The organism is Kitasatospora cinereorecta, assembly GCF_024172095.1.
GTDB lineage: Bacteria > Actinomycetota > Actinomycetes > Streptomycetales > Streptomycetaceae > Kitasatospora > Kitasatospora cinereorecta.
This window is the reverse complement of sequence record NZ_JAMZDX010000006.1, coordinates 274862-299880: the sequence shown is the minus strand read 5'-3', so window position 1 is coordinate 299880 and position 25019 is coordinate 274862. Positions and strand designations below refer to the sequence as shown.

The following is a 25019-nucleotide window of genomic DNA, read 5'->3' as shown; positions in this document are numbered from 1 at the left end:
AACCCATGGAACTGTTCGACACGGCCACCGTGCTGACCCGGGTCCTGACCTCGGGCGTGGTCATGAGCATCGAGAAGAGTGACCGGGAACTGCCCGGTCTGGAAAGGCTGCTGAGCAAGCAGACCGGCCGCGCCAAGGCCGTCCTGGTGAACAGCCGCAGCGCCGCGGTGCACACCGCGCTGGCCGGCCAGGGCATCGGCCACGGCGACGCGATCAACCGCCCCGGCCTGGGCGAGAAGGACCGGGCGTTCCTCGCCTGGCTCGGCATCGAGCTCCGCGAGGACGCGGCCGAGGGCGAGCCGGTCGCCTTCGACCACATCGCCCTGGACGCCGAGAACGCCCACCGCCTCGGCGAGTTGGCGGCCGCGAGCACCGCGCCGGCGCTGGTGGTCGACCTCACCGGCCTCGGCTTCGGCCCGGCCGCCGCCGTCCTGACCGACGACCCCGTCCAGTGGGCCCGGGGCGAGCGCCTGAAGATCTTCGGCGCCTACGACCTGCGCACCATGTGGACCCAGGAGGAGGAATCCGCGGACCTGGTGCCCGGGGTCCAGTTCAACTACCGGCTCAGCCCGCTGGTCGCCGCCTGCGTCCGGATGGCGCTCGGCCAGGCCAAGCGGCCCCTCACCACCTCCGGAGCAGCCTCGTGATCACCGACTTCCCCTCGCGTCCCCTTCCACTGCCGAACGCCGACGAACTCGCCGCCGAGCTGGCCGCGTTCGGCGGTGACGCGATCATCCCCAAGGACCTGCGCCGCACGCTCTTCCCGGTCATCACCAAGGAGGACGTGTTCAACCTGATGCTCGCCCAGCGGTCCACGCCGCAGAAGGTCGTCGACGGCTTCGCCGAGGCGTACCGCCAGTACGTGGGCGCCGGATACGCACTGCCCACCGCGAGCGGCACCTCCAGCCTCCACCTGGCCCTGGTCGGCGCCGGCGTCCAGCCGGGCGACGAGGTCATCGTCCCGGCCTTCACCTTCATCGCCACCGCGCAGGCCGTGGTCGCGGCGCACGCCGTCCCGGTGTTCGTCGACATCGACCCGCGCACCTACTGCATGGACCCGCAGGCCGCCGCCGCCGCGATCACCGAGCGGACCCGGGCGATCATGCCGGTCCACGTGCACGGCCTGCCGGCCGACGTCCCCGCGCTGCGGGCGCTCGCCGACCGGCACGGCATCGCCCTGGTCGAGGACGCCTCGCACGCCCACTCGGCGAAGATCGGCGAGCAGGTGGCCGGCTCCTTCGGCGACGCGGCCGGCCAGAGCCTCATGGCGGACAAGAACTTCCCGCTCGGCGGCGAGGGCGGCATCGCCTTCTTCGCCACCGCCGAGGCCCACGGGCGCGCCGCCGACTACCTGGAGCGCCACGGCATCGACTACGGCATGTCCTGGGTGGCCGCCGCCTTCGGCACCAGCCAGCTGGCGCGCCTGCCGCACTACGACGAGATCCGCGCCCGCAACGCCGAGCTGCTCGGCCGGGCCCTGGACGGCACCGGCCTGTTCCACGCGCCGCACGTGCCCGAGGGCCACACCCACGCGTACAACATGTACCGGATCACGCTGACCCCGGACGCCGTCGGCCTGGACGACCTGCCGGTGTGGGCGGTCAAGGAGGCGGTGCACGAGCTGCTGGTCGCCGAGGGCGTCCCCGCCCGCGAGTGGCAGAACACCCCCATCCCCTGCCACCTGCCCTTCCAGCACCGCGACGGCTTCGGCAACGGCTACCCGTTCACCCTCAACCCGGGCGCCGTGCGCGACCACCGGCCGGAGGACTTCCCGGTCACCCAGGGCATGCTCGACTCCACCCTGGTGCTCTGCCGCGAGCTGCGCGCCCCGGTCGAGTACGAGCGCGCGCTGCGCTACGCGGACGCCTTCGCCAAGGTCGCCCGCCGCCCGGACGCCATCCGCAAGCTGGTCGAGGCCGGCGACTACCGCCGCCCGTACGAGAAGGCGGCCCGCCTTGGCTGACAAGATTCGAGTCGCGGTCGCGGGGGCCAGCGGCTACACGGGCGGCGAGGTGATCCGGCTGCTGCTGGACCACCCGCAGGTGGAGCTCGCGTTCCTGTCCGCCGAACGCAGCGCCGGCACCCCGGTCGGCGCCGTCCACCCCTGGCTGCGGAACCACCCGGGCGCGGCCGGCCTCAAGTTCCGCCCGCTGGCGGAGCTGGAGGAGGTCGACGTGGCCTTCGGCTGCCTGCCCACCGGCACCCTGCCGGCCCGGCTGCCGCTGCTCGCCGAGCGGGCCAAGCGGGTGCTCAACCTCGCGGGCGACTTCCGCCTGCGCGACCCCGAGGAGGTCAAGGAGTTCTACCCGAAGTCCGCAGCTCACCCGGCCGACGAGGAATTCGCCTACTACATACCCGAGTTGTCGCCGGTCGTCCCGGAGAGCAGGTTCATCAACCTGCCGGGCTGCATGGCCGTCGCCACCATCTACGCCCTCTACCCGCTGTTCGCCAACGCGCTCGTCGAGTCGCAGGTCGTGGTCGACGCCAAGACCGGCTCCAGCGGCGGCGGCCGCGGCAGCAGCGAGCAACCGGCCGAGCGGGCCGGCAACTTCCGGGTCCACAAGCTGCACGGACACCGGCACACCCCGGAGATCCGGCAGGCCATCGCCGAGTTCACCGGCGCCGTCCCCGAACTGCGGTTCTCCACCCACAGCCTGGACGTCCCGCGCGGCATCATGGTCACCGCCTACTCCCGGCTGAAGCCCGAGACCTCGGCGCTGGACGTCAAGCGCGCCTACGCCAAGGCGTACGTCGGCAAGCCGTTCGTCCGGGTCCGCCCGGCGCCGAAGGCCCCGCAGGACTTCCCGATGCTCAAGGCCGTCAACGGCTCGAACGTCGCCGAGGTGGCGATCGCGGTCAAGGACGACCAGTGCGTCTCGGTCACCGCGCTCGACAACCTGATCAAGGGCGCGGCCGGCCAGGCCATCCAGGCGATGAACCTGATCAGCGGCTTCGACGAGAGCGCCGGCCTGCCCCGGACGGCGGTGTCGCCGTGAAGCCCCTCTACGTGGTCAAGGTCGGCAGCGCCACGCTCGACCGGGGCGCGATCTACGGCGAGCTGGCCGCGCTGGTCCGCCGCGGCGCCCGGGTGCTGCTGGTGGCCGGCGGCGCGGTCGGCATTGAGCGGCACTACACCGCGATCGGCCGCCCGATGCCCGAACTGCGCCTCGCCAACGGCGACGCGGTGCGCTACTGCCCGCCTCAGGAGATGGCCCACCTGGTCGACGCGTACGAGCGGGTCACCCTGCCGGCCGTCGAGGAGGGCCTGCGCGAGCAGGGGCTGACCGCCTTCACGGCGGTCGGCGCCCGCGGCGGCCTGGTCGCCGGGCGGGCCAACCGCCCGCTCAAGGCGGTCTCCGCGAGCGGCAAGGCCACGGTGGTCCGCGACCACCGGGCCGGGGTGCCCGAGGAGGTCGACACCGTCCGCCTGGGCGCCCTGCTGGACGCCTACGACGTGGTCGCGCTCTCCCCTCCGGTGCGCGACCTCGACGGCGGCTCGCCGCTCAACGTGGACGCCGACGTCCTGGCCGCCGCCCTCTCCAACGCCCTGGACGCCGACCACCTGCGCCTGGTCACCGGCACCGCCGGGCTGCTCACCGACCCGTCGGACCCCGCCTCGACGCTCCGGCACGCCCACCCCGGCGAGGCCGCCCGGTACGCCGGCGGACGGATGCGGCAGAAGGTCCGGGCCGCCGAACTGGCCCTGGCCGGCGCCGCCGACGTCGCCATCACCGGCCCGCACACCATGGCCGACCCGGCCGGCTGGACCCGGTTCTGGCGCACCCGGGAGCCCGCCGAGGACCTGACCCTGCTCAGCCGGGCGGTCGGTGTCCCCTCGGTCTCCGGCGACGAGCACGAACTCGCCGCGTACCTGCTCGACTGGTGCGCCGAGCGCGGCATCGACGCCCGGATAGACGAGGCGGGCAACCTGGTCGCCACCCGCGGCGACGGCCCGCGGCGGCTGCTGCTGCTCGGCCACCTGGACACCGTCCCCCACCGGTGGCCGGTCGAGTGGCGCGAGCAGGAACTGCACGGCCGCGGCAGCGTCGACGCCAAGGGCAGCCTGGTCACCTTCCTGGAGGTGCTGGCCGGGGCCGACGTCCCGGACGACGGCCAGCTGCGCGTGGTCGGAGCGGTCGAGGAGGAGATCTCCTCCTCCAAGGGCGCCTTCCACGCCCGCGACCACTACCCGGCGGACGCGGTGGTGATCGGCGAGCCCAGCGGGGCGCAGAAGCTCACCCTCGGCTACTTCGGCCTGTTCAAGCTGCGGGTCACCGCCGAGGTGGCCAGCGGCCACTCGGCCGGGATGGACGCGGTCTCCGCGCCGGACGCGCTGATCCGGGTCCTGGAGTCGATCCGGGAGTCGGTGGAGAAGGAGGCGTCCGACGCGCTCAGCGCGGTGATCGACATCCGGGTGGAGTCCGGCCGGGCCAACCACCGGGCGGTCGGCGTGCTCAACTTCCGCGTCCCGCCGCTCGCCGACCTCGCCGCGCTCCGCGAGGCCGCGCTGGGCCACGCCGGACCGGGCGTGGAGATCGAGGTGCTGCGGGCCACCCCGGGGCACTCCGGCGGCCGCGCCACCCCGCTGGTCAAGGTCTTCACCCGGGCCTTCGGCCAGGCCGGCATCCGTCCCACCTACGTCGTGAAGAAGGGCACCTCGGACATGAACACCCTCGCCACCACCTGGCGCGACGTCCCGATGGTCGCCTACGGGCCGGGGGACTCCACCCTCGACCACACCGACGTCGAGCACCTCACCGCGACCGATCACCGGTCCGCCCGCGGGATCCTCGGCGACGCGGTCGCCCGCTGGTTCGCCCTGCCGGAAGGGAGCCGGTGATGACCGACGTCCTTCCCCCGCAGGTCGACCACGCGGTCGCGGTCGACCTCGCCGCCCGGGCCGTCGAGGCCCGGCGGCTGGTCGTCGACATGGCAGCCGGTCCTCGCGGCTGCCACCTCGGCGGCAGCCTCTCGGTTCTCGACATCCTGATCGCCGCCCTGCACCGGGCCTCGCTCGGCGACGGCACCGAGGTGGTCCTCAGCAAGGGCCACGCCGCCGCCGGACTGTACGCGGCGCTGCACGTCAGCGGCGTCCTGGCGGAGAACCCGGCGCCGCTGTACGGACAGCTCGGCCACCCGTACACCGGCCACCCCGGGCCCAAGGTGCCCGGCGTGCGCTTCCCCACCGGCAGCCTCGGCCACGGCGTCCCGTACGCCGCCGGCTGGGCGCTGGCCCGCCGGATCGGCGGGCAGCCGGGGCTCGGCATCGCGGTGGCCGGCGACGGCGAGCTGCAGGAGGGCCTGGTCTGGGAGACCTGCCAGGTCGCCGCCGCCCAGCGGCTGGGCAACTTCGTCCTGGTGGTCGACCGCAACGGCGGCCAGAACGACGGCCTGGTCGCGGACATCTCGCCGCTGCCGGACCTCGCCGCGCGGTTCGCCGCGTTCGGGTTCGACACGGTCGAGGTGGACGGCCACGACCTGGCCCGCCTCACCGCGGTGTTCGGCGCCGACCGCACCGGGGCCGAGCGGCCGCTCGCGGTGATCGCCGACACCGTCAAGGGCAAGGGAGTCCCGGCCGTCGAGGGCAAGGCGGGCTCGCACTACGTGACCATCGACGCCGCGCGCGCCGCCAAGTGGAAGCGAATGATCCGATGACCGCCGCAACCGTGTCCGCGCTCTCCGGCCGCGACGCCTACCGGGACGAACTGACCCGGCTGGCCGGGACCGACCCCATGGTGGTCTGCCTGGAGGCCGACCTCGGCGGCAAGGGCCACCCCTTCCAGGCCGCCCACCCCGACCGGTTCTTCAACCTCGGCATCGCCGAGGGCGCGATGATCGACATGGCCACCGGGCTGGCCTCGGCCGGCTACAAGCCCTTCGTCTCCACCTTCGCGCCGTTCGCCGCGCTGCGGGCCGCCGAGAGCCTCAAGCTCACCCTCGGCTATTTGGCCGCCGGGGTCACCGTGGTCGCACCGTACGCCGGGGTCTCCGGCGCCTGGTTCGGCACCACGCACCACTGCCTGGAGGACCTCGCGGTGCTCCGCTCCATCCCGGGCGTCACCATCGCCGCGCCGTACGGCGAGGCCGAGACCCGGGCGGTGGTCCGGGCCGCGGTGGCCTCCGGCCGGCCGCATTACATCCGCACCGGGCGCAACGCGGTGTTCGACAGCCTCCCCACCGGGGACGGCGAGGTGGGCCCGGTCACCTGGGACCACCGCGGCGAGCCGGACGCCACCTGCCTGGTCTCGGTCGGCGAGGAGGGCACCCGGCTCGCGCTGGAGGCCCGCGCCGCCCGCCCGGAGCTGGCCCACGCCCACCTCACCTACCTGGACCACGCCCATCTGGAGCTCGCCGCAGCCGAGTTGGCGCAGCGCCCCGGCCGCTTCACCGTCATCGAGGAGCACCGCCGCGAGGGCGGCGTCGCCGAGGCCCTGGCGCTGCTGCTGCCCGGCCGCGAGGTGACCGGCGTGAACGCCGGCCACGGCTGGCCCACCCAGGGCGGCGACCACCACGAGGTGATGGGCCAGCTCGGCCTCGATCTTCCCGCCGTGCTCGCCGCGGCGACCGCACCCTGACCCAACCCAACCCCGCCACCGGCCAAGCACGTTCGGTGGGACCGCGAAAGGACATCCCATGCACATCGTCATGGTGGAGTGCAACCCGAACGGCATCGCCGGCATCGCCAACGCGCTGGAGCTCGGCCACCGGGTCACCCTGATCAGCGCCGACCCCGACTTCTACCTGAACGCCTCGCCGCTGGCCAAGGACGCCTACGCACACCCGAACTGCCACGTCATCAAGAGCGAGCAGGCCTTCTCGATCGACGCCCTGGTGCAGCTGGTCAAGGAGGTCCACGCCGCCAACGAGGTGCACGGCGTCACCACCTACAGCGAGTACCACACCGTGCACGCGGCCTCGGTGGCCCGCGCGCTCGGCCTGCCCGGCCTCAGTGTCGAGGGCGCGCTCAACGCCCGCCACAAGCACCGCACCCGGCTCGCCCTGCGCGACACCCCGGGCGTGCGCCAGCCGCGCTTCGCCCACGTCGAGGACCCGGCGCAGATCGAGGCGGCCATCCGCGAGGTCGGCTTCCCCTGCGTGGTGAAGCCCTCCGACGGCACCGCCAGCCTGCACGTGCTGCACCTGACCAACGAGGACGAGCTCCAGGCCTACCTCGCCGACCTGGCGAAGGTCGCCGACTACGGCCGCGGCGTCACCCGCATCCCGGACCTGCTGGTCGAGGAGTTCGTCACCGGCGAGCTGGTCTCGGTCGAGTCCGTGGTGCTCGCCGACGGCACGCTGGTCAACCTCGGCATCACCGACCGCACGCTGAGCGGCTTCCCGTACTTCATCGAGATGGGTGCCACCTACTTCCGCGGCCACTCGCTGGAGGCCGAGCTGTTCGCGATGAACGAGAAGGTGTCGGCCGGCCTCGGCATCGACTTCGGCTTCATCCACACCGAGTACTTCCTGACCGCGGACGGCCCGGTGCTCTGCGAGGTCAACGGGCGCCTGGTCGGCGGCATCGTCCCCGCCCTGATGAAGATCTCCGGCGGCGTCGACCCGTACCTCGAGGTGATCCGCCTCGCCCTCGGCGAGACCCCCGAACTGCCCTTCCCCGGCGAGGTCATCGCCACCGGCCGCTGGTTCGGCTCCCCGGTCGAGGGCGAGCTGAAGGCGATCGACTTCACCGCGCTCAAGGAACTGCCCGGCTACCACGACGCGCTCGGCTACCGCGAGCCCGGCCGCCCGGTCTCCAAGCTGTCGCGGAGCAACTTCGACTGGCTCGGCCACGTGGTCTTCACCGGCGCCGACCGCGACGAGGCCCACGGCCGCGCCGAGGCCGCCCTGGACCACATCGGTGTCGAGGTCGCGGTCAAGGTGGCCCGATGACCACCCACGAGCTGCGGCGGGTGGCGATCCCCGCCCTCGACCCCGGGCTGCTCTACGACGTGGACGTCGAGGACGGCGTGTTCACCCGGATCGAGCCGGTCGGCGAGCGGACCGGCGCGAGCGGCGAGGCGGTCGAGCTGTGGCCCGGCTACGTCGAGGCACACGCCCACCTCGCCCTGCCGGCCAACTTCGACGACTCGCTGGACGACCCGCGGATCAGCGCCCTGTCGTACCTGTACCACGGCGTCACCCACGTCGCCGACCTGTTCGGCTACCCGCTGCTGAAGTCCCGGTGGGAGGCCGGGCAGGCCGAATCCGCCGTCCCCTACCCCGAGTTGGTGCACTGCGGCTACGCCGCCACCGCCACCCGGGACGCCATGGGCCTCACCGGCCACGGCGTGGAGTTCCCCTCGCCGGTCTTCCAGCTCGGCATGGAGGAGGACCTCGCCGACGTGCTGCACGCCAACCGGCGGCGCGGTGGCACCTTCCTCAAGGTGATGTTCACCGACGGCACCGAGCAGCCGGAGATGGCCGCCCGGTTCTCCCGGCTCTCCCCGAAGGTCCTGGAGCACACCGAGCAGGTCACCCGGGAGCAGGGCGTCCCGGCCGTCCTCGACTGCAACACCCGCGAGGAGGTGCTGGAGGCGTACCGGATCGGCTTCCGCCTCTTCGCCCACCCGGTCCGCGACTTCGAACTCACCGACGAGGACTGGCAGCAGCTGGACGGCGCCCGCTTCGTCTCCACCCTGAGCGGCCTGCGCCCGATGGTCATGGAGCGCGAGGAGTTCCGGGCCGAGTACGGCCGCCCCGGCTTCCTCGACACCCAGGACCCGGCCAACCTCGACTTCGTCGCCGGCGTCGAGGAGCCGTACGGCATCCAGTACAAGTGCCAGGACACCCGCACCGCCGCCCTGCACGCGATGCGCCTCAACAACCTCGCCGCCCTGCGCCGCGGCCGGCTGCTGGTCGGCACCGACTGCGGCAACACCGGCGCCTTCCACGGCTACAGCCTGCTCGGCGAGCTGGACCTGCTGGCCGGCGACGAGGCCGACGACCCGGAGCTGCGGGACGGCCTGCGGCACGCCGCGACCGTCGACAACCTGCGGTTCTTCCGCGAGCTGGCGGGCCAGGACTCGGTGACGCACCCGCTGAGCATCGGCGCCCCCGCCACGTACAACCTGTTCACCGCGGGCACCGGCAGCCCGCTCTCCACCCTGCCGGACACCACCGTCGTCCACGGAGTCGCGATCGACCGCACGGCGATCGCCCGCGAGATCCGCACCATCCGGGAATCGGCATCGGAAGGAAAGGTCGTCCTGTGACCACCCAACTGCGGCGCACCCTCTGGGGGATCAACGTCGGCATCGCGCTGGCGCACATCGGCAACTACGTCTACTTCCCGCTCCTGGTCTCCAACCTGGGCGTCGCCTACAGCGGCTTCTGGGCCGGCTTCGTGATGTTCCTGACCTACGTCGGCCGACTGACCTCGACCTTCAGCTACGAGGGACTCTCGCAGCGGATCGGCGTCCGCGGCGGGATCATCGCCGGTGTCGCCGTGGAGGCCCTCGCGCTCTGGGGCATGGGCTTCGTGCACGGGGTGGCCGCGTACAGCGTGCTGGCCTTCTTCGTCGGCTTCGGCTCGGGCATGTCCTTCCCCGGCCTGAAGAACATCCTCTCCACCTTCCCCGAGGCGGACCGCCCCAAGGCGTTCTCCTCCTTCCAGATGGCCTGCCAGCTCGGCGCCATCGGCGGCGCCCTGATCGGCGGCCTTTTCGTCCACCTCAGCATGGCCGTGCTGTTCAGCACCGTGTTCGCGCTGTTCGCGGTGTACTGCCTGGCCGCCGTCTTCGTCATCCCGGCCGACACCGCTCCGGCCGACACCGCCGGGGCCCCGGCCGCGAAGGCCCCGCTGTTCAGCCTCGCCGTGCTGAAGGGCATCCGACTCGGCGGCGGCGGACGGTACTTCGTCCTGTCCAGCGTGTTCTGGCTGCTGTCCATCAGCTTCCTGGTCGGCATCCCGCTGCACATGCAGGAGTACGTCAAGGGCCTGCCGATCTCGATGCCGTTCTGGATCACCGGCATCACCCTGCTGGTCCTGCAGTTCCCGGTGCTGCGGCTGCTCAACCGGCACCTGCAGCCCGGCCAGGTGATGGCGGTCGGCTTCGCCGCGATGACCGCCGCCTACCTGCTCTTCGGCGCCGGCCGCAGCGCGGTCTGGGTGATCCTCGGCTGCTTCGTGGTGGTCTTCGGCGACATCCTGTTCACCCCGTCCTTCGACCTGTGGGTGGCCAAGCAGATGCCGCGCGAGAACCTCTCCCGGGCGATGGGCTCGATGCACTTCTTCCGCAGCTTCGGGAACATGGTCGGCACCCTCGCCGCCGGCGCCCTCTACGACCTGGCCCGCACCACCGGCCTCCCCGGCCTGAACTGGTACGTCGTCGCCGTGATCGCGATCGGCTGCGCCCTGTTCAGCCTGGCCGGCGCCCGCCGGACCGCCGAGCCCGCACCGGTCGAGCCGGCCCGCGAGCCGGCCGCCGCCCAGGCCGCCTGAACCCCCGCCGCAGGGCCTCCTCACCTCAGAAGGGCGGACGCCGTGACCCGCACCCCCTCCCTCCCGCCGCGCGGGGAAGCCCACGTGTGGCACGGCCACGGGCACGGCGGCGACCCGGACCGGGACCTGGCCCTGCTCTCCGCCGAGGAACGGCGCCACTGCGCTCGGCTCTCGCTGGCGGCCGACCGGTGCGGCTTCGCTGCCGCCTGGGCCCACGCTCGCCGGATCGTCGGCGGTTACCTGGACCAGGACCCGGCCGCGCTGCGGATCGAACGGCCGGACACCCCGGGCGTCCGGCAGCCGACCCGGGTGGGCACCGACGGCGGCGCCCCGGTGTTCATCGGCCTCACCCGGGCCGGACGGCACTGGCTGCTCGCCCTGGCGGTGGGCGACCCGGTCGGCGTCGACCTGGAACCGCTCCGGACGACCGACCTCGCCGCCCTCCTCGGACGCTGCCTCGCCCCCGAGGAGCGGCGCCAGGTCGAGCGGTTGCCCGAGGCCGAGCGGGGCGAGGCGTTCGCCCGGGCCTGGACCCGCAAGGAGGCGCTGATGAAGGCCGTCGGCCTGCCCCGGGCCACCGCCCGGCACCGCCTGGTGGTCGACCCGGCACACCCCGGCACCGTCACCGTCCGCCCGGTCCAGGCAGAGCCCCGCTCCGCCTGGACCGTCCAGGACCTGCCGCTGTCCGCCGGCACCCGCCGGGCCGCCCTGGCCCGGCCCGCGGACTGCACCGGACCGGTCCGCCGATTCACTGCCGCCTGAGCACCCCCGACCATCCCAGAAAAGTGACTGTCTGTCGGATGATGGAAACCATGGACCTCCGCATCTTCACCGAGCCCCAGCAGGGCGCCTCCTACGACACCCTCCTGCGCGTCGCCCGCACCGCCGAACAGCTCGGCTACGACGGCTTCTTCCGCTCCGACCACTACCTGAGGATGGGCGACGGCGACGGCCTCCCCGGCCCCACCGACGCCTGGATCACCCTGGCGGGCCTGGCCCGCGAGACCGAGCGGATCCGGCTGGGCACCCTGATGACCGCCGGCACCTTCCGACTGCCCGGCGTGCTGGCCATCCAGGTCGCCCAGGTCGACGCCATGAGCGGCGGCCGGATCGAACTCGGCCTCGGCGCAGGCTGGTTCGAGGAGGAGCACACCGCGTACGGCATCCCCTTCCCGCCCCGGCGGATCGACCGGCTGGAGGAGCAGCTGGCCGTCGTCACCGGACTGTGGGAGACCAAGGTCGGCGAGACCTTCGACTTCGAGGGCGAGCACTACCGGCTGAAGGACTCCCCGGCGCTGCCCAAGCCCGTCCAGGACAAGCTGCCGGTGATCGTCGGCGGTATGGGCCCCCAGCGCACCCCGGCGCTCGCCGCCCGCTACGCCGCCGAGTTCAACCTGCCGTTCCAGTCCGTCGAGCGCACCCGCGAGCAGATCGACCGGGTCCGCGCCGCCGCCGAGGAGATCGGCCGCCCCGGCGACGACCTGGTGTACTCCAACGCGCTGGTCACCTGTGTCGGCCGCGACGACGCCGAGGTGGCCCGCCGGGCCGCGGCGATCGGCCGGGAGGTCGACGAGCTGAGGACCAACGGCCTGGCGGGCAGCCCCGCCGAGGTGGTCGAGAAGATCGCCCGCTACCGCGAGGCCGGCAGCAGCCGGATCTACCTGCAGATCCTCGACCTGCACGACCTCGACCACCTGGAGCTGATCGCAACCGAGGTGGCCCGCCAGCTCTGACGGGTCTAGTCCTTGGCGGCCTTGGCCTCCTTGGCGGCGCGCTTGGCCTCCTGCTTGTAGGCGCGGACCTGGGCGAGCGACTCCGGGCCGGTGATGTCGGCGACCGAGCGGAAGCAGCCCTCCTCGCCGTACGGGCCGGCGGCCTCGCGCCAGCCGGTCGGGCGGACGCCGAACTGCTTGCCGAGCAGGGCGAGGAAGATCTGCGACTTCTGCTTGCCGAAGCCGGGCAGGTCGGTCAGCCGGGCCAGCAGCTCCCTGCCGTCGGCGGCGTCCCGCCACACCGCCTCGGCGTCGCCGTCGTAGTGCTCCACCAGGTACTGGCAGAGCTGCTGGATCCGCTTGGCCATCGACCCGGGGTAGCGGTGCACGGCCGGCTTCTCGGAGAGCATCGCGGCGAACGCCTCCGGCTCGGCGGCGGCGATCCGGTGGGCGTCCAGGTCGTCGGCGTCGAGCCGCCGGCTGATGGTGTACGGGCCGGTGAAGGCCCACTCCATCGGGACCTGCTGGTCCAGCAGCATCCCGACCAGTGCGGCGAGCGGGCTGCGGGAGAGCAGCTCGTCGGCCTCGGGCTGCTGGGCGAGGTGCACGGTGACGGACATGGGGCCATGCTCGCAGCTCGGCCCGGTGCCGCCGGGGTGCGACACGGTGGGTCCGCGGGGCGGCCGGCCCGCGGACCCACCCGAAATCCCCCGTCCCGCCGGGCGTGGATGCCCTGCCTCAGCCCGCCCGAGGGCGCACACTGGGGCCATGACGGCTCCCGCTCCCGTACGGCTCGTGGTGCTCCGACACGCCAAGTCCGCCTGGCCGGACGTGCCCGACGCGGACCGCCCGCTGGCCGAGCGCGGCCGGGCGGACGCCCCGGCCGCCGGGCGGTGGCTCCGCGAGCACGGCGTGGTGCCCGACCTGGTGGTCTGCTCGACCGCGGTCCGCACCCGGCAGACCTGGGAGCTGGCCCTGACCGAGCTCGGCGCCGACCCCGAGGTGGTGTTCGAACCGCGCGCCTACCGCGCCGAGGCGGAGGAACTGGTCGAGCTGCTGAGCGCGTTGCCCGCCGGCACCGGCACCGCCCTGCTGGTCGGCCACCGCCCGGAGGTGCAGGACCTGGTGCTGATGCTGGCCGGCGAGCGGGAGAGCGAGCCGCTGGCCCGGGTCCGCGAGAAGTACCCGACGGTCGGCATCGCGGTCCTCCAAGTCCCCGGCGGCTGGAGCCGACTCGCTGCCGGAACTGCCGAGTTGACCGAATTCGCGGTCCCCCGCGGCACGCCCGGAACCGGGCTGGACCACTAGCCATGGCCCGGCACCTGGTCACCAGCGCCCTGCCGTACATCAACGGGATCAAGCACCTGGGCAACCTGGTCGGCTCGATGCTGCCGGCCGACGTGTACGCCCGCTACCTGCGGCAGCGCGGGCACGAGGTGCTGTTCATCTGCGCCACCGACGAGCACGGCACCCCGGCCGAACTGGCCGCTCAGGAGGCCGGGTTGCCGGTCGCCGAGTTCTGCGCCCGGGCGCACGAGCGGCAGCGCGGGATCTACCGCGGGTACGAGCTCTCCTTCGACCACTTCGGCCGCAGCTCCTCGCCGCAGAACCGGGAGACCACCCAGGAGATCGCCCGCGAGCTGCACCGCAACGGCTTCGTCGAGCAGCGCTCGGTGCGCCAGGTGTACTCGACCGCCGACCGCCGCTTCCTGCCGGACCGCTACATCGTCGGCACCTGCCCGTACTGCGGCTACGACCGGGCCCGCGGCGACCAGTGCGAGAACTGCACCCGGGTGCTCGACCCGACCGACCTGCTGGACGCCCGGTCGGCGATCAGCGGCAGCGCCGATCTCGAAGTCCGCGACACCGAGCACCTGTTCCTGCTGCAGTCCCGGCTGACCGGGGAGGTGGAGGCCTGGCTCGCCGACCGGGCCGACCGCTGGCCGGTGCTGGCGTCCTCGATCGCCCGCAAGTGGCTGGCGGAGGGGCTGCAGGACCGCTCGATCACCCGCGACCTGACCTGGGGCGTGCCCGTCCCGGCCGACACCTGGCCCGAACTGGCCGCCGCCGGAAAGGTGTTCTACGTCTGGTTCGACGCCCCGATCGAGTACATCGGCGCCACCAGGGAGTGGGCCGACGCCGCCGAGGGCCGCGACTGGCGGTCCTGGTGGTACGAGGCCGACGAGACCGTCCGCTACACCCAGTTCATGGCCAAGGACAACGTCCCCTTCCACACCGTGATGTTCCCGGCCACCCTGCTCGGCTCGCGCCGTCCGTGGAAGAAGGTCGACCACGTCAAGGCGTTCAACTGGCTGACGTACTACGGCGGCAAGTTCTCCACCAGCCTGCGCCGCGGGGTGTTCACCGACGACGCGCTGGAGCTGCTGCCGGCCGACTACTGGCGCTGGTTCCTGATGGCCAACGCCCCCGAGTCGGACGACGCCAGCTTCGGCTGGGAGCTGTTCGCCACGGTGGTCAACAAGGACTTGGCCGACACCCTCGGCAACTTCGTCAACCGGGTGCTCTCCTTCGGCCACCGGCGCTTCGGCGACCGGGTGCCGGCCGGACAGACGGCGGGCGAGGCCGAGCAGCGGCTCGGCCGGGAGGCCGCCGCCCTGCTGGCCGGGTACGAGTCCGCCCTGGACGCCCTGGACTTCCGCAAGGCGGCCCGCGCCCTGCGCGCCCTGTGGAGCGCAGGCAACGCCTACCTGGACGAGCGGGCCCCCTGGCAGCAGGTGAAGGCCGACCCGGCCGCCGCCGAACTCACCCTGCGGACCGCGATGAACCTGATCCATCTGTACGCGGTGGTCTCCGAGCCGTTCGTCCCGGCCGCCGCACGGGCGATGCGCGGCGCCTTCGACCTCCCGGCCGACCCGGTCCGCTGGGTGGACGCCGAGCGGGCCGCCGCGCTCGACACCGTGCCCGCGGGCACCCCGTTCCGGGTGCCGCCGGTGCTGTTCGCCAAGGTCACCGACGAGCAGACCGAGGAGTGGACGGCCCGGTTCGGCGGCCGATGACCCGACCCGCGACGCGGATTGACGCGGCGACTACCGTGAGGGGGTGCGTTTCGACAGCGTTCCCAAACCGCCCCCGGTCGAGGCCAGGCCGCGCGACGGCCGGGGCTACCCCGTCCCCGCGATCACCCCGTGGCAGGACGGTCAGCCGCAGTTCGCGCTCACCGACCACGAGCGCAGCGCAGCCTGCGCCCGGGACCGGCTCTGCTCGGTCTGCAACACGCTGATGCCGGCCGGCCCGGTCTGGCGGGTGGTCGGCGGCGCCGAGACCGAGGCGATCGCCGAGGCGCTGGCGGCCGGCCTGCCGTACCGGAACCTGGCGGCCACCCTGGAGGGCCCCGGCCACCGGGCGTGCATGCTCTACGCCTCGATGGTCTGCCCCTACCTGGCCCGGCCGAACGCCCGGCGCGGCATGTCCGCCGCGCAGCCGGACGAGCTGACCGAGCACGTCGTGCGCGGCGCGGTGCGCGGCGCCCACGGCGCGGTGGTGGGCTTCGCCGACTACGAGTTCGCGATCACCCCGGACCGGGTGCTGTTCCGCTTCGTCGACCTGGTCGAGTTCCTCCCGCACGCCACCTCCGACGCCCACCTGGACGAGCTGCGCGCCGAGTTGGCGCGCAGCTCCGGGTAGCGGCCGGTCAGCGCCGGTAGGCGGGCAGCCCGGGGGTGTCGGAGACCCTGGTGGGGGCGGCGGAGCCGTCCAGCGGAAGGGTGTAGACACCGTCGGCGGCCCGGACGGCCAGGGTGCGGCCGTCGGCGGAGAACGCCGGTTCGGTGTAGTCGGCCGCGGCCTGCGGGGTGAGGTCCTTGGCGGGCTTGCCGTCCAGCCCCAGCTCGAAGATGTGGCTGTGGCCGTTGACCGAGCGGACGAAGACCACGTCGTCGCCGTGCGGGGAGAGCGCCGGCTCGGAGCCCGGGCCGATCGCGTTGCCCTGCTGGCGCAGGTAGTCGTCGCGGATGTAGACCTGCCCGGTGGTGCGGTTGGCGTAGACGGCGCTGCCGTGCTCGCCGCCGCCGCTCGGCCACAGGTTCCCGGTCTGCGGGAGTTCGGCCACGTTGTCGCCGGACTCGTGCCCCAGCGACAGCGCGTGCGGGGCGCCGCCGCGCGCGGCGGACTCCACGCCCATCAGGCGCAGGACGCCCTTGTCCTCGGCGGTGAAGAAGAGGTTGCTGCGGGCCGGCCCGTACTCGTCGGCGGCGCTGACCTGCCAGGTCGGGTGCGACCAGGTCTGGCCGCCGGGGTTCTTGGCGACCACGGCGCGGCCGCTGCCGTCGGGCTTGGCGACGACCAGGTCGCCGGAGCCGTCGACGAAGGCGGCGGAGCCCCCGTCCGGGGACCAGGCGAGGTCGCGCACCTCGGTGCCGAAGTCCACCCGGGTGCCGTTCATCAGCACGTAGCGGGTGCCGTTGCTGATGGTCAGGCCGTTGTGGGCGGTGTTGTTGAGCGAGGGGGCGGGCTTGGCGGACGGGCTCGCCGACCCGGCAGGGGCCGACGGCTTGCCCGAGCCCGCGGCCTGGGCGGTCGGTGCGGCGGACGCGGTGGCGGCCGGGGCGCTCGCGCCGCCGGCCGGGTCGGCCGGGTCGCAGGCGGTCAGCAGCAGGGTGCCGGCGGAGACCGCCACGGTCAGCGCGATGGCGGAGGCGGTACGGAGACGGGCGCGCGAGGACATGGCGGTGGTTCCCCCCGGGGAGCGGTGCCGGCGTCCTCTCCCCGGACGCCGTGCGATGGAACAAGCCTGCCCGGCGCCGGTCATCGGGCGGTGCACCGGCTGTCACAGCGCGGCAACAGCCTGTCGGCGCGGCCTGCCGGGCAGGCCGGGGGGTGAGTCGCTAGCGTGACATACCGGGCCATATCCATCACTGCACAGGGAGCAGGACCAATGGCGGTGCAACCGGAAGGCACGCCCTGCTGGGCGGACGCGATGTTCTCGGACGTCGAGGGCGCGAAGACCTTCTACGGCGGGGTGCTGGGCTGGACCTTCGGCGAGGCCTCGTCGGAGTACGGGAACTACACGCAGGCGTACTCGGACGGCAAGGCGGTCGCCGCCGTGGTGCCGCCGATGCCGGGTCAGGAGGGGCACTCCGCCTGGTGCCTGTACCTGGCCTCGCCGGATGCCGCGGGAACGGCCGAGAAGATCCGCGCGGCTGGCGGCACGGTGCTGATGGATCCGATGCAGGTCGGCGACTTCGGCTCGATGCTGATCGCGCAGGACCCGGGCGGTGTGGTGTTCGGCGTCTGGCAGGGCGGCACCCACGAGGGCTTCGAGAAGATCGGCGAGAGCGGCTCGTACGCCTGGGCCGAGGTCTTCACCCGCGAACCGGCCAAGTCCGACGCCTTCTTCCCGGCGGTCTTCCCGTACACAACCCAGAAGATGGCCGACGAGCACGTCGACTACAAGATCTTCAACCTGGACGCCGGGCCGGCGCTGGGCCGGATGGAGATGACCCCGGACGTGCCGGCCGAGGTGCCCTCCTTCATGAGCGTCTACTTCGGCGTGGAGGACTGCGACGCCGCCGTGACCAAGGCCGTCGAGCTGGGCGGGAAGCTGGTCTTCGGGCCGATGAGCAGCCCGTTCGGCCGGTTCGCCTCGCTGGTCGACCCGCAGGGCGCGGCGTTCTCGATCATCGACATGGGTACCACCGAGGGCGAGATGCCGAGCATGGCGGACGTCTGACCCGCCCGGGACAGCCGGCGGCCGGCGGCGCCCACGGGCGCGGCCGGCCGCGTCGTACGGAGGAGAGAGCGATGAGCGAACAGTCCGATCTGCTGGAGACCCTGGGCAAGCACCGGGGCTTCCTGCGCTACACCGTCCGCGACCTGACGGACGAGCAGGCCGCCCGGCGCACCACCGCCAGCGAACTGTGCCTCGGCGGGCTGATCAAGCACGTGACCGGCGTCGAGGAACGGTGGATGCGGTTCGCGACCGGCGGCGCCGACGCGATGCGCAGCGAACCGATCGACTGGGAGAACCAGTTCAGGATGCTGGACGGCGAGACCCTGGCCGTCCTGCTGGACCGCTACGAGCAGGTCTCCCGGCGCACCGACGAACTGCTCCGCACCCTGGACCTGGACCAGGAGCACGCCCTGCCGGAGGCGCCCTGGTTCGAGCCCGGCGCCAAGTGGTCGGTGCGGCGGGTGCTGCTCCACGTCATCGCGGAGACCTCGCAGCACGCCGGCCACGCGGACATCATCCGGGAGTCGCTGGACGGCGCGAAGACGATGGGCTGAGCCCCCACGGCCCCCGCCGCTCCCGGCGGTCCGGGCAGCCGGGTGACCGCCCCCCGGGCGGCGGAAGCCCGGCTGCCGGGACGCGGGGGCGGTGCCATATTGGGACCCGGGGTTGTCCGGGCGGGCGGGACTCGCCGACGCACGTGCCGAAGGGGACGTACCGATGAGTCCGTCCAGGAGACTGGCCACGCTTCCCTGCGGTCGCCGTAGCAAGTGGGTGGTGCTCGCGGTCTGGCTGCTGCTGGTGCTGGCCGCCGGGCCGCTGGCCGGCAAGCTGACCGGCGCCGAGGACAACCAGGCGTCCAGCTGGCTGCCCGGCAGCGCGGAGTCCACCCAGGTGCTGATGGAGCAGAAGACCTTCCAGCCGGTCGAGACCGCCCAGGCCGTGGTGGTGTACGAGCGCGACAGCGGCATCACGGCAGCGGACCAGGCCAAGGCCCAGCAGGACGCGATCACCTTCGCCTCCGCCCCGCACGTGGCCGGTCAGGTGGTCGGCCCGATCACCTCGCAGGACGGCAAGGCGATGCAGACCTCCGTCCCGATCGAGGTCGGCACCAACGGCTGGAACAACCTCCGGCCCGCCGTCGACAGCCTGCGCGCCACCGCCGCGGCGGGCGGCGACACCGGGCTCGCCACCCACGTCACCGGGCCGGCCGGCGTCGGCGCCGACGAGTCCGAGGCGTTCGCCGGCATCGACTCCACGCTGCTGTTCGCCACCGTCTCGGTGGTGGTGATCCTGCTGCTGCTCACCTACCGCAGTCCGGTGCTGTGGCTGTTCCCCCTGGTCTCGGCGGGCGTGGCGCTGATCGTCGCCGAGGCGGTGATCTACCTGTTCGCCGCGCACGCCGGACTGACCGTCAACGCGCAGAGCGCGGGCATCCTGGTCGTCCTGGTGCTCGGCGCCGGCACCGACTACGCCCTGCTGCTGACCGCGCGCTACCGCGAGGAGCTCCGCCGGCACGAGGACCGCCACGAGGCGATGGCCTTCGCCCTGCACCGGGCCGGGCCGGCGATCTTCGCCAGCTCCGCCACCGTGGTCGCCTCGATGCTCTGCCTGACCATCGCCGAGATGAACTCCACCAGCGGACTCGGCCCGGTCTGCGCGATCGGCGTGCTGATCGCGCTGCCCGCGATGCTGACCCTGCTGCCGGCCCTGCTGGTGACCGTCGGGCGCTGGGTGTTCTGGCCGGTGCGGCCCGACTACGGGACGCCGGAGCCCACCAAGTCCGGCCGCTGGGCGCACATCGGCGGCTGGATCGGGCAGCGCCCGCGGACCGTCTGGGCGACCACCGGGGTGGCGCTGGCGGTCTGCTCGCTCGGCCTGATCTCGCTGAACGCGGGCGGGCTGAGCACGGCCGGCACCTTCACCGGCACGCCCGACTCGGTGGTCGGCCAGCAGGTGCTCGCCGAGCACTTCCCGGGCGGCACCGGCGCGCCGCTGTCGATCATCAGCAACGCGGCGCAGGTCGGCGCGGTGCAACAGGCCACCGCCGCGACCGCCGGGGTGTCCGGCACCACCCCGCCGGTGACCCAGTCCGGGGAGGCCTTCTTCCAGGCCACCCTCACCGACCCGCCGGACAGCGATGCGGCCAAGGCCACCGTGGACCGAGTCCGGGACGCGGTCCACGCCGTCCCGGGCGCCGACGCCAAGGTCGGCGGCAGCACCGCCGTCCTGCTGGACGCCGGCCGGGCCGCCGCGCACGACAACCGGGTGATCATCCCGCTGGTGCTCGTGGTGGTGCTGCTGATCCTGGCCGCCCTGCTGAGGGCGGTGGTCGCGCCGCTGGTGCTGATCGCCACCGTGGTGCTGTCGTACACGGCGGCGCTCGGCATCAGCGCGTTCTTCTTCGCCCACGTCTTCCACTTCGAGGGGCAGGACCAGTCCTTCCCGCTCTTCGTGTTCGTCTTCCTGGTGGCGCTGGGCATCGACTACAACATCTTCCTGATGACCCGGGTCCGCGAGGAGTCCGGGCACCTGGGCACCCGGGCCGGCGCGGTGGCCGGCCTGGCCGCCACCGGCGGTGTGATCACCTCTGCCGGACTGATCCTGGCCAGCACCTTCGGCGTGCTGGGCACCCTGCCGGTGGTCGGCTTCGCGGAGATCGGCTTCGCGGTGGCGCTCGGCATCCTGCTGGACACCCTGGTGGTCCGCTCGGTCCTGGTCACCGCGCTGACCATCGACCTGGACCGCCACATGTGGTGGCCGAGCCTCCTGTCGGCGCCCATCCCGCACGCCCGCACCGCTAGCCCGGAAGCCGCAGCGCCAGACCGTCGAGAATGACCGCCAGCCCGTAGCCGAACTTGGCGTCGCGGATGGCGACCGGGTCGACCGACCCCTCGGCCGCCGCTTCGGCGGTGTCCGCGTACGCCTCCTCCAGGTGCTCGTGGCCGGCCGCCGCCTGCCGGGCGGCCGGCATCAGCCGCGCGATGAACCCGGCCTCGGTCTCGCCCGACCGGGCGACCGTGCTCAGCCAGGCCGCCTCGGTGGTGCTCATGCCCACCACGTACGACAGGACGGTGTCGATCGCCAGGCTCGGCTCGGGGAAGCCGACGGCGGTGAACAGCGCGGCCAGCCGGTCGGAGAAGGCCATCAGGTTGGGGCCGAGGTAGGCCAGTCCGGCCTGGCCGAGCACCGAGGCCAGCCACGGGTGGCGCAGCGCCGTCGCCCGGAAGGACTGCGCCGCCTCGGCGACGGCGGGCCGCCAGTCGCCGGAGCCCGGCGCCGGGACGTGGATCTCGGCCGCGACCTCGTCCACCGCGAGCTCCATCAGCTCGTCCTTGGTGGCCACGTGCCGGTAGAGCGAGGTGGCGCCGGCGTTCAGCCGGGCGCCGAGCTTGCGCATGCTGAGCGCCTCGACGCCGTCGGCGTCCAGCATCGCGATCGCCTCGCGGACGATCGCCGCCCGGCTCAGCGCGGGCTGGTCGGCCTCGCGCTGCTGCCGCGCCCACACGGACGGGATCGGTCGGTTCGTGGCCGCCATGGCGTCCTCCTGCTCGCTGTTGCCTGCGGGTGCGTACACCGTTCGCATCAGCGTACAGGAAGCGGGGTTGCGCACACCGTTCCGCCGTGCGTACAGTGTTCGCAACGAAGCGAACGGTGTACGCAGCGGGTCGGACGGCGGCCCGCGGGACGGGGAGGAACCTCGCAATGGAAGGCCGCGCAGTGGAAAGCCACGCAACTCGGAGCCGCAATCCGCGCCGCTGGTGGATCCTGATCGTGCTCTGCCTCAGCACCCTGGTGCTGGTGGTCGACAGCATGGCGCTCACCGTGGCGGTGCCCTCGATGGCCGCCGACATCGGCGCCGGACCCCAGGACCTGCAGTGGATCCTGGACTCCTACGTCCTGGTCTTCGCCGGCCTGCTGCTCACCTCGGGCAGCCTGGGCGACCGCTTCGGCCGGCGCAAGGTCATGATCGTCGGTCTGCTGCTGTTCGGGGCCGCCTCGCTCGGCGCCACCTTCTGTGCCACCCCCGGCGAGGTGATCGCCGCCCGGATCGCCATGGGCGTCGGCGGCGCGCTGATCATGCCCTCCACCCTCTCGATCCTCATCACCGTCTTCGACGAGGACGAGCGCCCCAAGGCGATGGCCGCCTGGGGATCGGTCTCCATGCTCGGCCTGGTCGGCAGCCCGGTCCTCGGCGGCGTGCTGATCGACCACTTCTCCTGGCACTCGATCTTCTTCATCAACGTCCCGGTGGTCGCCCTGGCGATCCTGGCCGGCCTCACCCTGATGCCCGAGTCCAAGGGCCCCTGGCAGAAGCCCGACCCGATCGGCGCGGTGCTCTCCGCCGCCGGCATGACCGCGCTGATCTGGTGGATCATCGACCTCCCGCAGCACGGCGCGTTCGGCGGCCACGCGGCGCTCACCCTGGCCGTCGCCGTCCTCGCCCTCGGCGCCTTCGTGGTCTGGGAGAACACCACCTCCGCGCCGATGGTCCCGCTGGTCCTGTTCCGCAACCGCAACTTCAGCGGCGGCTCGCTCTCGCTGACCCTGCTGCAGATCGGCAACGGCGGCCTGCTCCTGGTCCTCACCCAGTACCTGCAGTTCGTCCTCGGCTACTCGCCCCTCAAGGCCGGCCTCGCCTTCGTCCCGCTCGCCGTCGCCGCGCTGATCGGCAACGCCGGCGGCGCCCAGCTCGCCGCGAAGATCGGCAACCGGTACCTGATCCTGGCCGGCATGCTCGTCATGGCCGCCTCCTTCGTCCTGCTCACCACCGTGACCGCCGACAGCGGCTTCACCGTCCCGGCCACCGCCCTCGGCCTGCTCGGCCTCGGCGCCGGACTGGCCATGCCCGCCGCCGTCGGCGCCCTGATGGGCACCATCCCGCAGGAGCAGGCCGGCGTCGGCTCCGCCCTCAACGACACCATCCAGCAGGCCGGCACCGCGCTCGGCATCGCCATCCTCGGCTCCCTGCTGACCAGCGGCTTCGCCCACCGGATGCCCGCCGACGCCCCCGCGGCCGCCAAGCACTCCATCGGCGGCGCGCTGGCCCTCGCCCAGGGGGACACCGGCCTGGTCCACGCCGCCCGGGAGGCCTTCACCTCCGCGATGTCGACCACCTTCACCATCAGCGCGGTCGGCGTCCTCGCCGCCGCCGTGGTCGCCACCCTGGTCATGCGCGACACCAAGCCCGCCGCGTCGGCCGCCGAAGCCCCCTCGGACGGCGCCGAGCTCGCCGTCTGACGGCGCGAAAGGCCGGCCGCCTCCTCGGCGGCCGGCCTTTCGGCGTTCCTCCCGCTACGGCAGGTCGGGGAGCCAGCTGCCGTGGAAGCCGTACGGGACGCGGGCCGGCAGGTGGACGGTGGCCACCGGGGGAGCGGTCAGGTCGTCCGCGTCGAGGACCACCAGGTCGCTGCGGTCGGTGGCAGCGTCGTGGACGTACGTCATCAGCCAGCCCGGCCCGTCGCTGTCGGCCGCACCGTCCGTTCCGGCGGGTCGGGCGGGGGCGAACACCGCCTCGCCCGGGGTGCGGCCCGGCCCGAACTCGTGCGCGGTCGAGCCGCCGGTGCGCAGGTCGTACCGGACCAGCGCGTCGCCGCAGGTGGCGTGGCCGAAGGCGGCCCGGAGACCGGTCAGCCGGTCGTCGACCCGGGGGAACTCGCCCGGGCGGTCGTCGCACTGCTCCTCGGCGACCGTCCCGCGGACCGGGTCGACCGTCCACTTCCAGAGCGTCGCCTCCTGGCTGCGGTCGACCGAGCCGTCCGCGCCGCGCCGCCACAGCTCCGGGTAGCGCATGACGTGCAGGACGATCGTGCCGTCCGCCGCGTCGTACGCGTTGAGCTGGTGGAACACGTAGCAGGGGTCGATCGGGAACCAGCGCACCCGACCGTACGGGTCGTCGCGGCGCAGCACCCCGAGCCGGGCGCCGTAGCCGTCGTCCCAGCGGTACGGCATGGTGCCGCCGACCAGGTCGGCGTCGAAGACGACCGGCAGGTCCATGAACACCACGTGCTCCGCGGTGAGCGCGAAGTCGTGCATCATCGTCGGCCCGGGCACCTCGACCGGCCGACTGATCACCAACTCGCCCGAGGCGTCGGCCCGGTGGTAGGTGAGGAACGGGCCCTCGGTGATGCCGTAGCCGAAGAAGTGCAGCTCCCCGGTGGTCGGGCAGGTCCGGGTGTGCGCGGTCATCGCGGTCCGCAGCCTGCCGTCGAAGTCGTACGGGCCGACCGTGTCCAGGTCGCAGGTGAGCTCGTACGGCAGGGCCGTCTCGACCAGGGCCAGGGTGCGGCCCGCGTGCCGGATGACGTGGGTGTTGGCCGGGCCGGCGGTGAGGTCGCGGCGGCCGTCCCGGTCGAAGGCGCGGGCGCCCTCGGTCAGGCTGCGGGTGCGGACCCAGCGGTTGCGGTACGAGACCGCCCGCCCGCCCTCCAGCCGGACGCCGTGCACCATGCCGTAGCCGAAGAACCAGTGGCCGGAGGCGGCGTCCGCCGGGTTCGGCCCGTTGCGCAGGTACCAGCCGCTCAGCTCGTCCGGGATCCGGCCGGTGACGGACAGGTCGAACGAGGTCAACTCCTCGGTGACCGGGGCGTAGTTGCCCGAGAGGTGGCGGGGGGCGCTCATCGGGCACCGGCCTTGGCCTGCACGGCGGCGACATAGCGGACGGTGAACACCATCGGCACGGCGAAGCCGGCGATCTGGACCACCGTGGCCGCCGTCGAATGGGCGTCGCCGCCGTGGGCGAGGAAGGCCAGCGCGGCGGCGGTCGCGGCGAAGGCCGCGGTCCACACGGCGGTGACGACCACGTTGGTGCGGACGAACGGCTTGAGCCCCCACACCTCGCGGGGCGTGCTGCGCTTGGCGATGCCGAGCGTGAACGGCCTGCCGATCAGCAGCGAGACCCCCGCGATCAGCGCCAGGACGGCCGAGGACAGCGCCGCCGAGTAGTCGTGCACCGCCGAGCCCGGGTCGGCGAAGGCGATCACCGTCAGCACCGCGAAGAAGGCGGCCGAACCGAGCTCGATGATCAGCGCGTCGAAGCCGGCCCCGGCCCGGCGCTGCTGGACCGTCACCCCCGCCGCGACCAGCAGGCCGACCAGGGCCGCCCACTGCCACTGGGCGGAGGGCAGGACCGCGAAGACGATCCAGGGGAGGAAGGTGCGAACGTACGACATCGTTGGCC

The 25019-nt window shown here is 73.2% G+C and carries 23 protein-coding genes; 18 read left to right on the top strand and 5 right to left on the bottom strand.

What is annotated here, in order from left to right; all coding sequences use genetic code 11:
* Positions 1–5 precede the first annotated feature (5 nt).
* Genes FHR36_RS30685 through FHR36_RS30635 form a run of 11 tightly spaced genes read left to right on the top strand, consistent with a single transcriptional unit; the run spans position 6 to position 12174 of the window.
* Positions 6–647: a degT/DnrJ/EryC1/StrS aminotransferase gene (locus FHR36_RS30685; protein WP_253802480.1), complete on the top strand. Its 642-nt coding sequence runs from the start codon at positions 6–8 to the stop codon at positions 645–647.
* Positions 644–1963, top strand: coding sequence for an aminotransferase class I/II-fold pyridoxal phosphate-dependent enzyme (locus FHR36_RS30680; protein ID WP_253802479.1), 1320 nt, complete (start codon positions 644–646; stop codon positions 1961–1963). The genes FHR36_RS30685 and FHR36_RS30680 overlap by 4 nt, the downstream gene beginning before the upstream one ends.
* Positions 1956–2996, top strand: coding sequence for an N-acetyl-gamma-glutamyl-phosphate reductase (argC, locus tag FHR36_RS30675; RefSeq protein ID WP_253802478.1), 1041 nt, complete (start codon positions 1956–1958; stop codon positions 2994–2996). Before FHR36_RS30680 ends, argC begins: the two co-directional genes overlap by 8 nt.
* Positions 2993–4840, top strand: coding sequence for a M20/M25/M40 family metallo-hydrolase (locus FHR36_RS40110; protein ID WP_253802476.1), 1848 nt, complete (start codon positions 2993–2995; stop codon positions 4838–4840). Before argC ends, FHR36_RS40110 begins: the two co-directional genes overlap by 4 nt.
* Positions 4840–5655, top strand: coding sequence for a thiamine pyrophosphate-binding protein (locus tag FHR36_RS30665; protein WP_253802474.1), 816 nt, complete (start codon positions 4840–4842; stop codon positions 5653–5655). Before FHR36_RS40110 ends, FHR36_RS30665 begins: the two co-directional genes overlap by 1 nt.
* Entirely contained in the window at positions 5652–6575 is a 924-nt protein-coding gene (locus tag FHR36_RS30660; RefSeq protein WP_253802472.1) for a transketolase family protein, read from the top strand. The genes FHR36_RS30665 and FHR36_RS30660 overlap by 4 nt, the downstream gene beginning before the upstream one ends.
* A 58-nt stretch (positions 6576–6633) precedes the next feature.
* On the top strand, positions 6634–7890 hold the full coding sequence (locus FHR36_RS30655) for an ATP-grasp domain-containing protein (protein ID WP_253802470.1): 1257 nt from the start codon (positions 6634–6636) through the stop codon (positions 7888–7890).
* Positions 7887–9212 carry an amidohydrolase family protein gene (locus tag FHR36_RS30650; RefSeq protein ID WP_253802468.1) on the top strand — a complete coding sequence of 442 codons (1326 nt, stop codon included), beginning with the start codon at positions 7887–7889 and terminating at the stop codon, positions 9210–9212. Before FHR36_RS30655 ends, FHR36_RS30650 begins: the two co-directional genes overlap by 4 nt.
* Positions 9209–10441 carry an MFS transporter gene (locus tag FHR36_RS30645; RefSeq protein WP_253802466.1) on the top strand — a complete coding sequence of 411 codons (1233 nt, stop codon included), beginning with the start codon at positions 9209–9211 and terminating at the stop codon, positions 10439–10441. The genes FHR36_RS30650 and FHR36_RS30645 overlap by 4 nt, the downstream gene beginning before the upstream one ends.
* 42 nt (positions 10442–10483) lie before the next feature.
* A complete protein-coding gene (locus tag FHR36_RS40105) occupies positions 10484–11203 on the top strand; it encodes a 4'-phosphopantetheinyl transferase family protein (protein WP_308199682.1) in 720 nt (239 codons plus the stop codon).
* 50 nt (positions 11204–11253) lie between these two features.
* Positions 11254–12174, top strand: coding sequence for an LLM class F420-dependent oxidoreductase (locus FHR36_RS30635; protein ID WP_253803212.1), 921 nt, complete (start codon positions 11254–11256; stop codon positions 12172–12174).
* 5 nt (positions 12175–12179) lie between these two features.
* Here the strand turns inward: FHR36_RS30635 and FHR36_RS30630 are convergent, their stop codons facing one another.
* Entirely contained in the window at positions 12180–12773 is a 594-nt protein-coding gene (locus FHR36_RS30630; RefSeq protein ID WP_253802464.1) for an HhH-GPD-type base excision DNA repair protein, read from the bottom strand.
* Between the two features lie 148 nt (positions 12774–12921).
* Here FHR36_RS30630 and FHR36_RS30625 point away from each other — a divergent pair, with 148 nt between their 5' ends.
* From FHR36_RS30625 to FHR36_RS30615, 3 genes are read left to right on the top strand one after another with little or no spacing between them, the layout of a single operon-like run.
* Complete coding sequence (locus FHR36_RS30625; protein ID WP_253802463.1) at positions 12922–13461, top strand: SixA phosphatase family protein; 540 nt, start codon at positions 12922–12924, stop codon at positions 13459–13461.
* A gap of 2 nt (positions 13462–13463) precedes the next feature.
* Positions 13464–15170: a methionine--tRNA ligase gene (gene metG, locus FHR36_RS30620; protein WP_253802460.1), complete on the top strand. Its 1707-nt coding sequence runs from the start codon at positions 13464–13466 to the stop codon at positions 15168–15170.
* A gap of 43 nt (positions 15171–15213) precedes the next feature.
* Positions 15214–15798, top strand: a complete 585-nt coding sequence (locus FHR36_RS30615) for a hypothetical protein (RefSeq protein WP_253802458.1) — start codon at positions 15214–15216, stop codon at positions 15796–15798.
* A 7-nt stretch (positions 15799–15805) separates the two neighbouring features.
* Here the strand turns inward: FHR36_RS30615 and FHR36_RS30610 are convergent, their stop codons facing one another.
* Positions 15806–16837 (bottom strand): TolB family protein, encoded by a 1032-nt coding sequence (locus FHR36_RS30610; protein WP_253802456.1) that lies wholly within the window; start codon positions 16835–16837, stop codon positions 15806–15808.
* Positions 16838–17047: 210 nt separating this feature from the next.
* Between FHR36_RS30610 and FHR36_RS30605 the strand changes: the two genes are divergently transcribed.
* The 3 genes from FHR36_RS30605 to FHR36_RS30595 all read left to right on the top strand — a co-directional run bounded on the left by FHR36_RS30605 (position 17048) and on the right by FHR36_RS30595 (position 20677).
* Complete coding sequence (locus FHR36_RS30605; RefSeq protein ID WP_253802454.1) at positions 17048–17842, top strand: VOC family protein; 795 nt, start codon at positions 17048–17050, stop codon at positions 17840–17842.
* A gap of 71 nt (positions 17843–17913) precedes the next feature.
* Positions 17914–18396 carry a DinB family protein gene (locus tag FHR36_RS30600; RefSeq protein ID WP_253802451.1) on the top strand — a complete coding sequence of 161 codons (483 nt, stop codon included), beginning with the start codon at positions 17914–17916 and terminating at the stop codon, positions 18394–18396.
* 163 nt (positions 18397–18559) lie between these two features.
* Positions 18560–20677, top strand: coding sequence for an MMPL family transporter (locus tag FHR36_RS30595; protein WP_253802450.1), 2118 nt, complete (start codon positions 18560–18562; stop codon positions 20675–20677).
* Here FHR36_RS30595 and FHR36_RS30590 read toward each other — a convergent pair.
* Positions 20640–21377: a TetR/AcrR family transcriptional regulator gene (locus FHR36_RS30590; protein WP_253802448.1), complete on the bottom strand. Its 738-nt coding sequence runs from the start codon at positions 21375–21377 to the stop codon at positions 20640–20642. The genes FHR36_RS30595 and FHR36_RS30590 overlap by 38 nt on opposite strands.
* A gap of 167 nt (positions 21378–21544) precedes the next feature.
* On the opposite strand from FHR36_RS30590, the gene FHR36_RS30585 reads away from it, so the two are divergent.
* Entirely contained in the window at positions 21545–23080 is a 1536-nt protein-coding gene (locus FHR36_RS30585; protein WP_253802446.1) for an MFS transporter, read from the top strand.
* Positions 23081–23134: 54 nt separating this feature from the next.
* Here FHR36_RS30585 and FHR36_RS30580 read toward each other — a convergent pair whose 3' ends face one another.
* Both FHR36_RS30580 and FHR36_RS30575 read right to left on the bottom strand, forming a co-directional pair.
* Positions 23135–24460, bottom strand: coding sequence for a carotenoid oxygenase family protein (locus FHR36_RS30580; RefSeq protein WP_253802444.1), 1326 nt, complete (start codon positions 24458–24460; stop codon positions 23135–23137).
* Entirely contained in the window at positions 24457–25011 is a 555-nt protein-coding gene (locus tag FHR36_RS30575) for a hypothetical protein (protein WP_253802442.1), read from the bottom strand. Before FHR36_RS30575 ends, FHR36_RS30580 begins: the two co-directional genes overlap by 4 nt.
* Between the last annotated feature and the right edge of the window lie 8 nt (positions 25012–25019).

What these genes read in the sequence shown, in the direction of transcription:
- FHR36_RS30685 (WP_253802480.1), top strand. Translation starts at nt 6, where the DNA reads ATGGAACTGTTCGACACGGCCACCGTGCTGACCCGGGTCCTGACCTCG.
- FHR36_RS30665 (WP_253802474.1), top strand. Translation starts at nt 4,840, where the DNA reads ATGACCGACGTCCTTCCCCCGCAGGTCGACCACGCGGTCGCGGTCGAC.
- FHR36_RS30660 (WP_253802472.1), top strand. Translation starts at nt 5,652, where the DNA reads ATGACCGCCGCAACCGTGTCCGCGCTCTCCGGCCGCGACGCCTACCGG.
- FHR36_RS30655 (WP_253802470.1), top strand. Translation starts at nt 6,634, where the DNA reads ATGCACATCGTCATGGTGGAGTGCAACCCGAACGGCATCGCCGGCATC.
- FHR36_RS30650 (WP_253802468.1), top strand. Translation starts at nt 7,887, where the DNA reads ATGACCACCCACGAGCTGCGGCGGGTGGCGATCCCCGCCCTCGACCCC.
- FHR36_RS30635 (WP_253803212.1), top strand. Translation starts at nt 11,254, where the DNA reads ATGGACCTCCGCATCTTCACCGAGCCCCAGCAGGGCGCCTCCTACGAC.
- FHR36_RS30630 (WP_253802464.1), bottom strand. Translation starts at nt 12,773, where the DNA reads ATGTCCGTCACCGTGCACCTCGCCCAGCAGCCCGAGGCCGACGAGCTG.
- FHR36_RS30625 (WP_253802463.1), top strand. Translation starts at nt 12,922, where the DNA reads ATGACGGCTCCCGCTCCCGTACGGCTCGTGGTGCTCCGACACGCCAAG.
- metG (WP_253802460.1), top strand. Translation starts at nt 13,464, where the DNA reads ATGGCCCGGCACCTGGTCACCAGCGCCCTGCCGTACATCAACGGGATC.
- FHR36_RS30610 (WP_253802456.1), bottom strand. Translation starts at nt 16,837, where the DNA reads ATGTCCTCGCGCGCCCGTCTCCGTACCGCCTCCGCCATCGCGCTGACC.
- FHR36_RS30605 (WP_253802454.1), top strand. Translation starts at nt 17,048, where the DNA reads ATGGCGGTGCAACCGGAAGGCACGCCCTGCTGGGCGGACGCGATGTTC.
- FHR36_RS30600 (WP_253802451.1), top strand. Translation starts at nt 17,914, where the DNA reads ATGAGCGAACAGTCCGATCTGCTGGAGACCCTGGGCAAGCACCGGGGC.
- FHR36_RS30595 (WP_253802450.1), top strand. Translation starts at nt 18,560, where the DNA reads ATGAGTCCGTCCAGGAGACTGGCCACGCTTCCCTGCGGTCGCCGTAGC.
- FHR36_RS30590 (WP_253802448.1), bottom strand. Translation starts at nt 21,377, where the DNA reads ATGGCGGCCACGAACCGACCGATCCCGTCCGTGTGGGCGCGGCAGCAG.
- FHR36_RS30585 (WP_253802446.1), top strand. Translation starts at nt 21,545, where the DNA reads ATGGAAGGCCGCGCAGTGGAAAGCCACGCAACTCGGAGCCGCAATCCG.
- FHR36_RS30580 (WP_253802444.1), bottom strand. Translation starts at nt 24,460, where the DNA reads ATGAGCGCCCCCCGCCACCTCTCGGGCAACTACGCCCCGGTCACCGAG.
- FHR36_RS30575 (WP_253802442.1), bottom strand. Translation starts at nt 25,011, where the DNA reads ATGTCGTACGTTCGCACCTTCCTCCCCTGGATCGTCTTCGCGGTCCTG.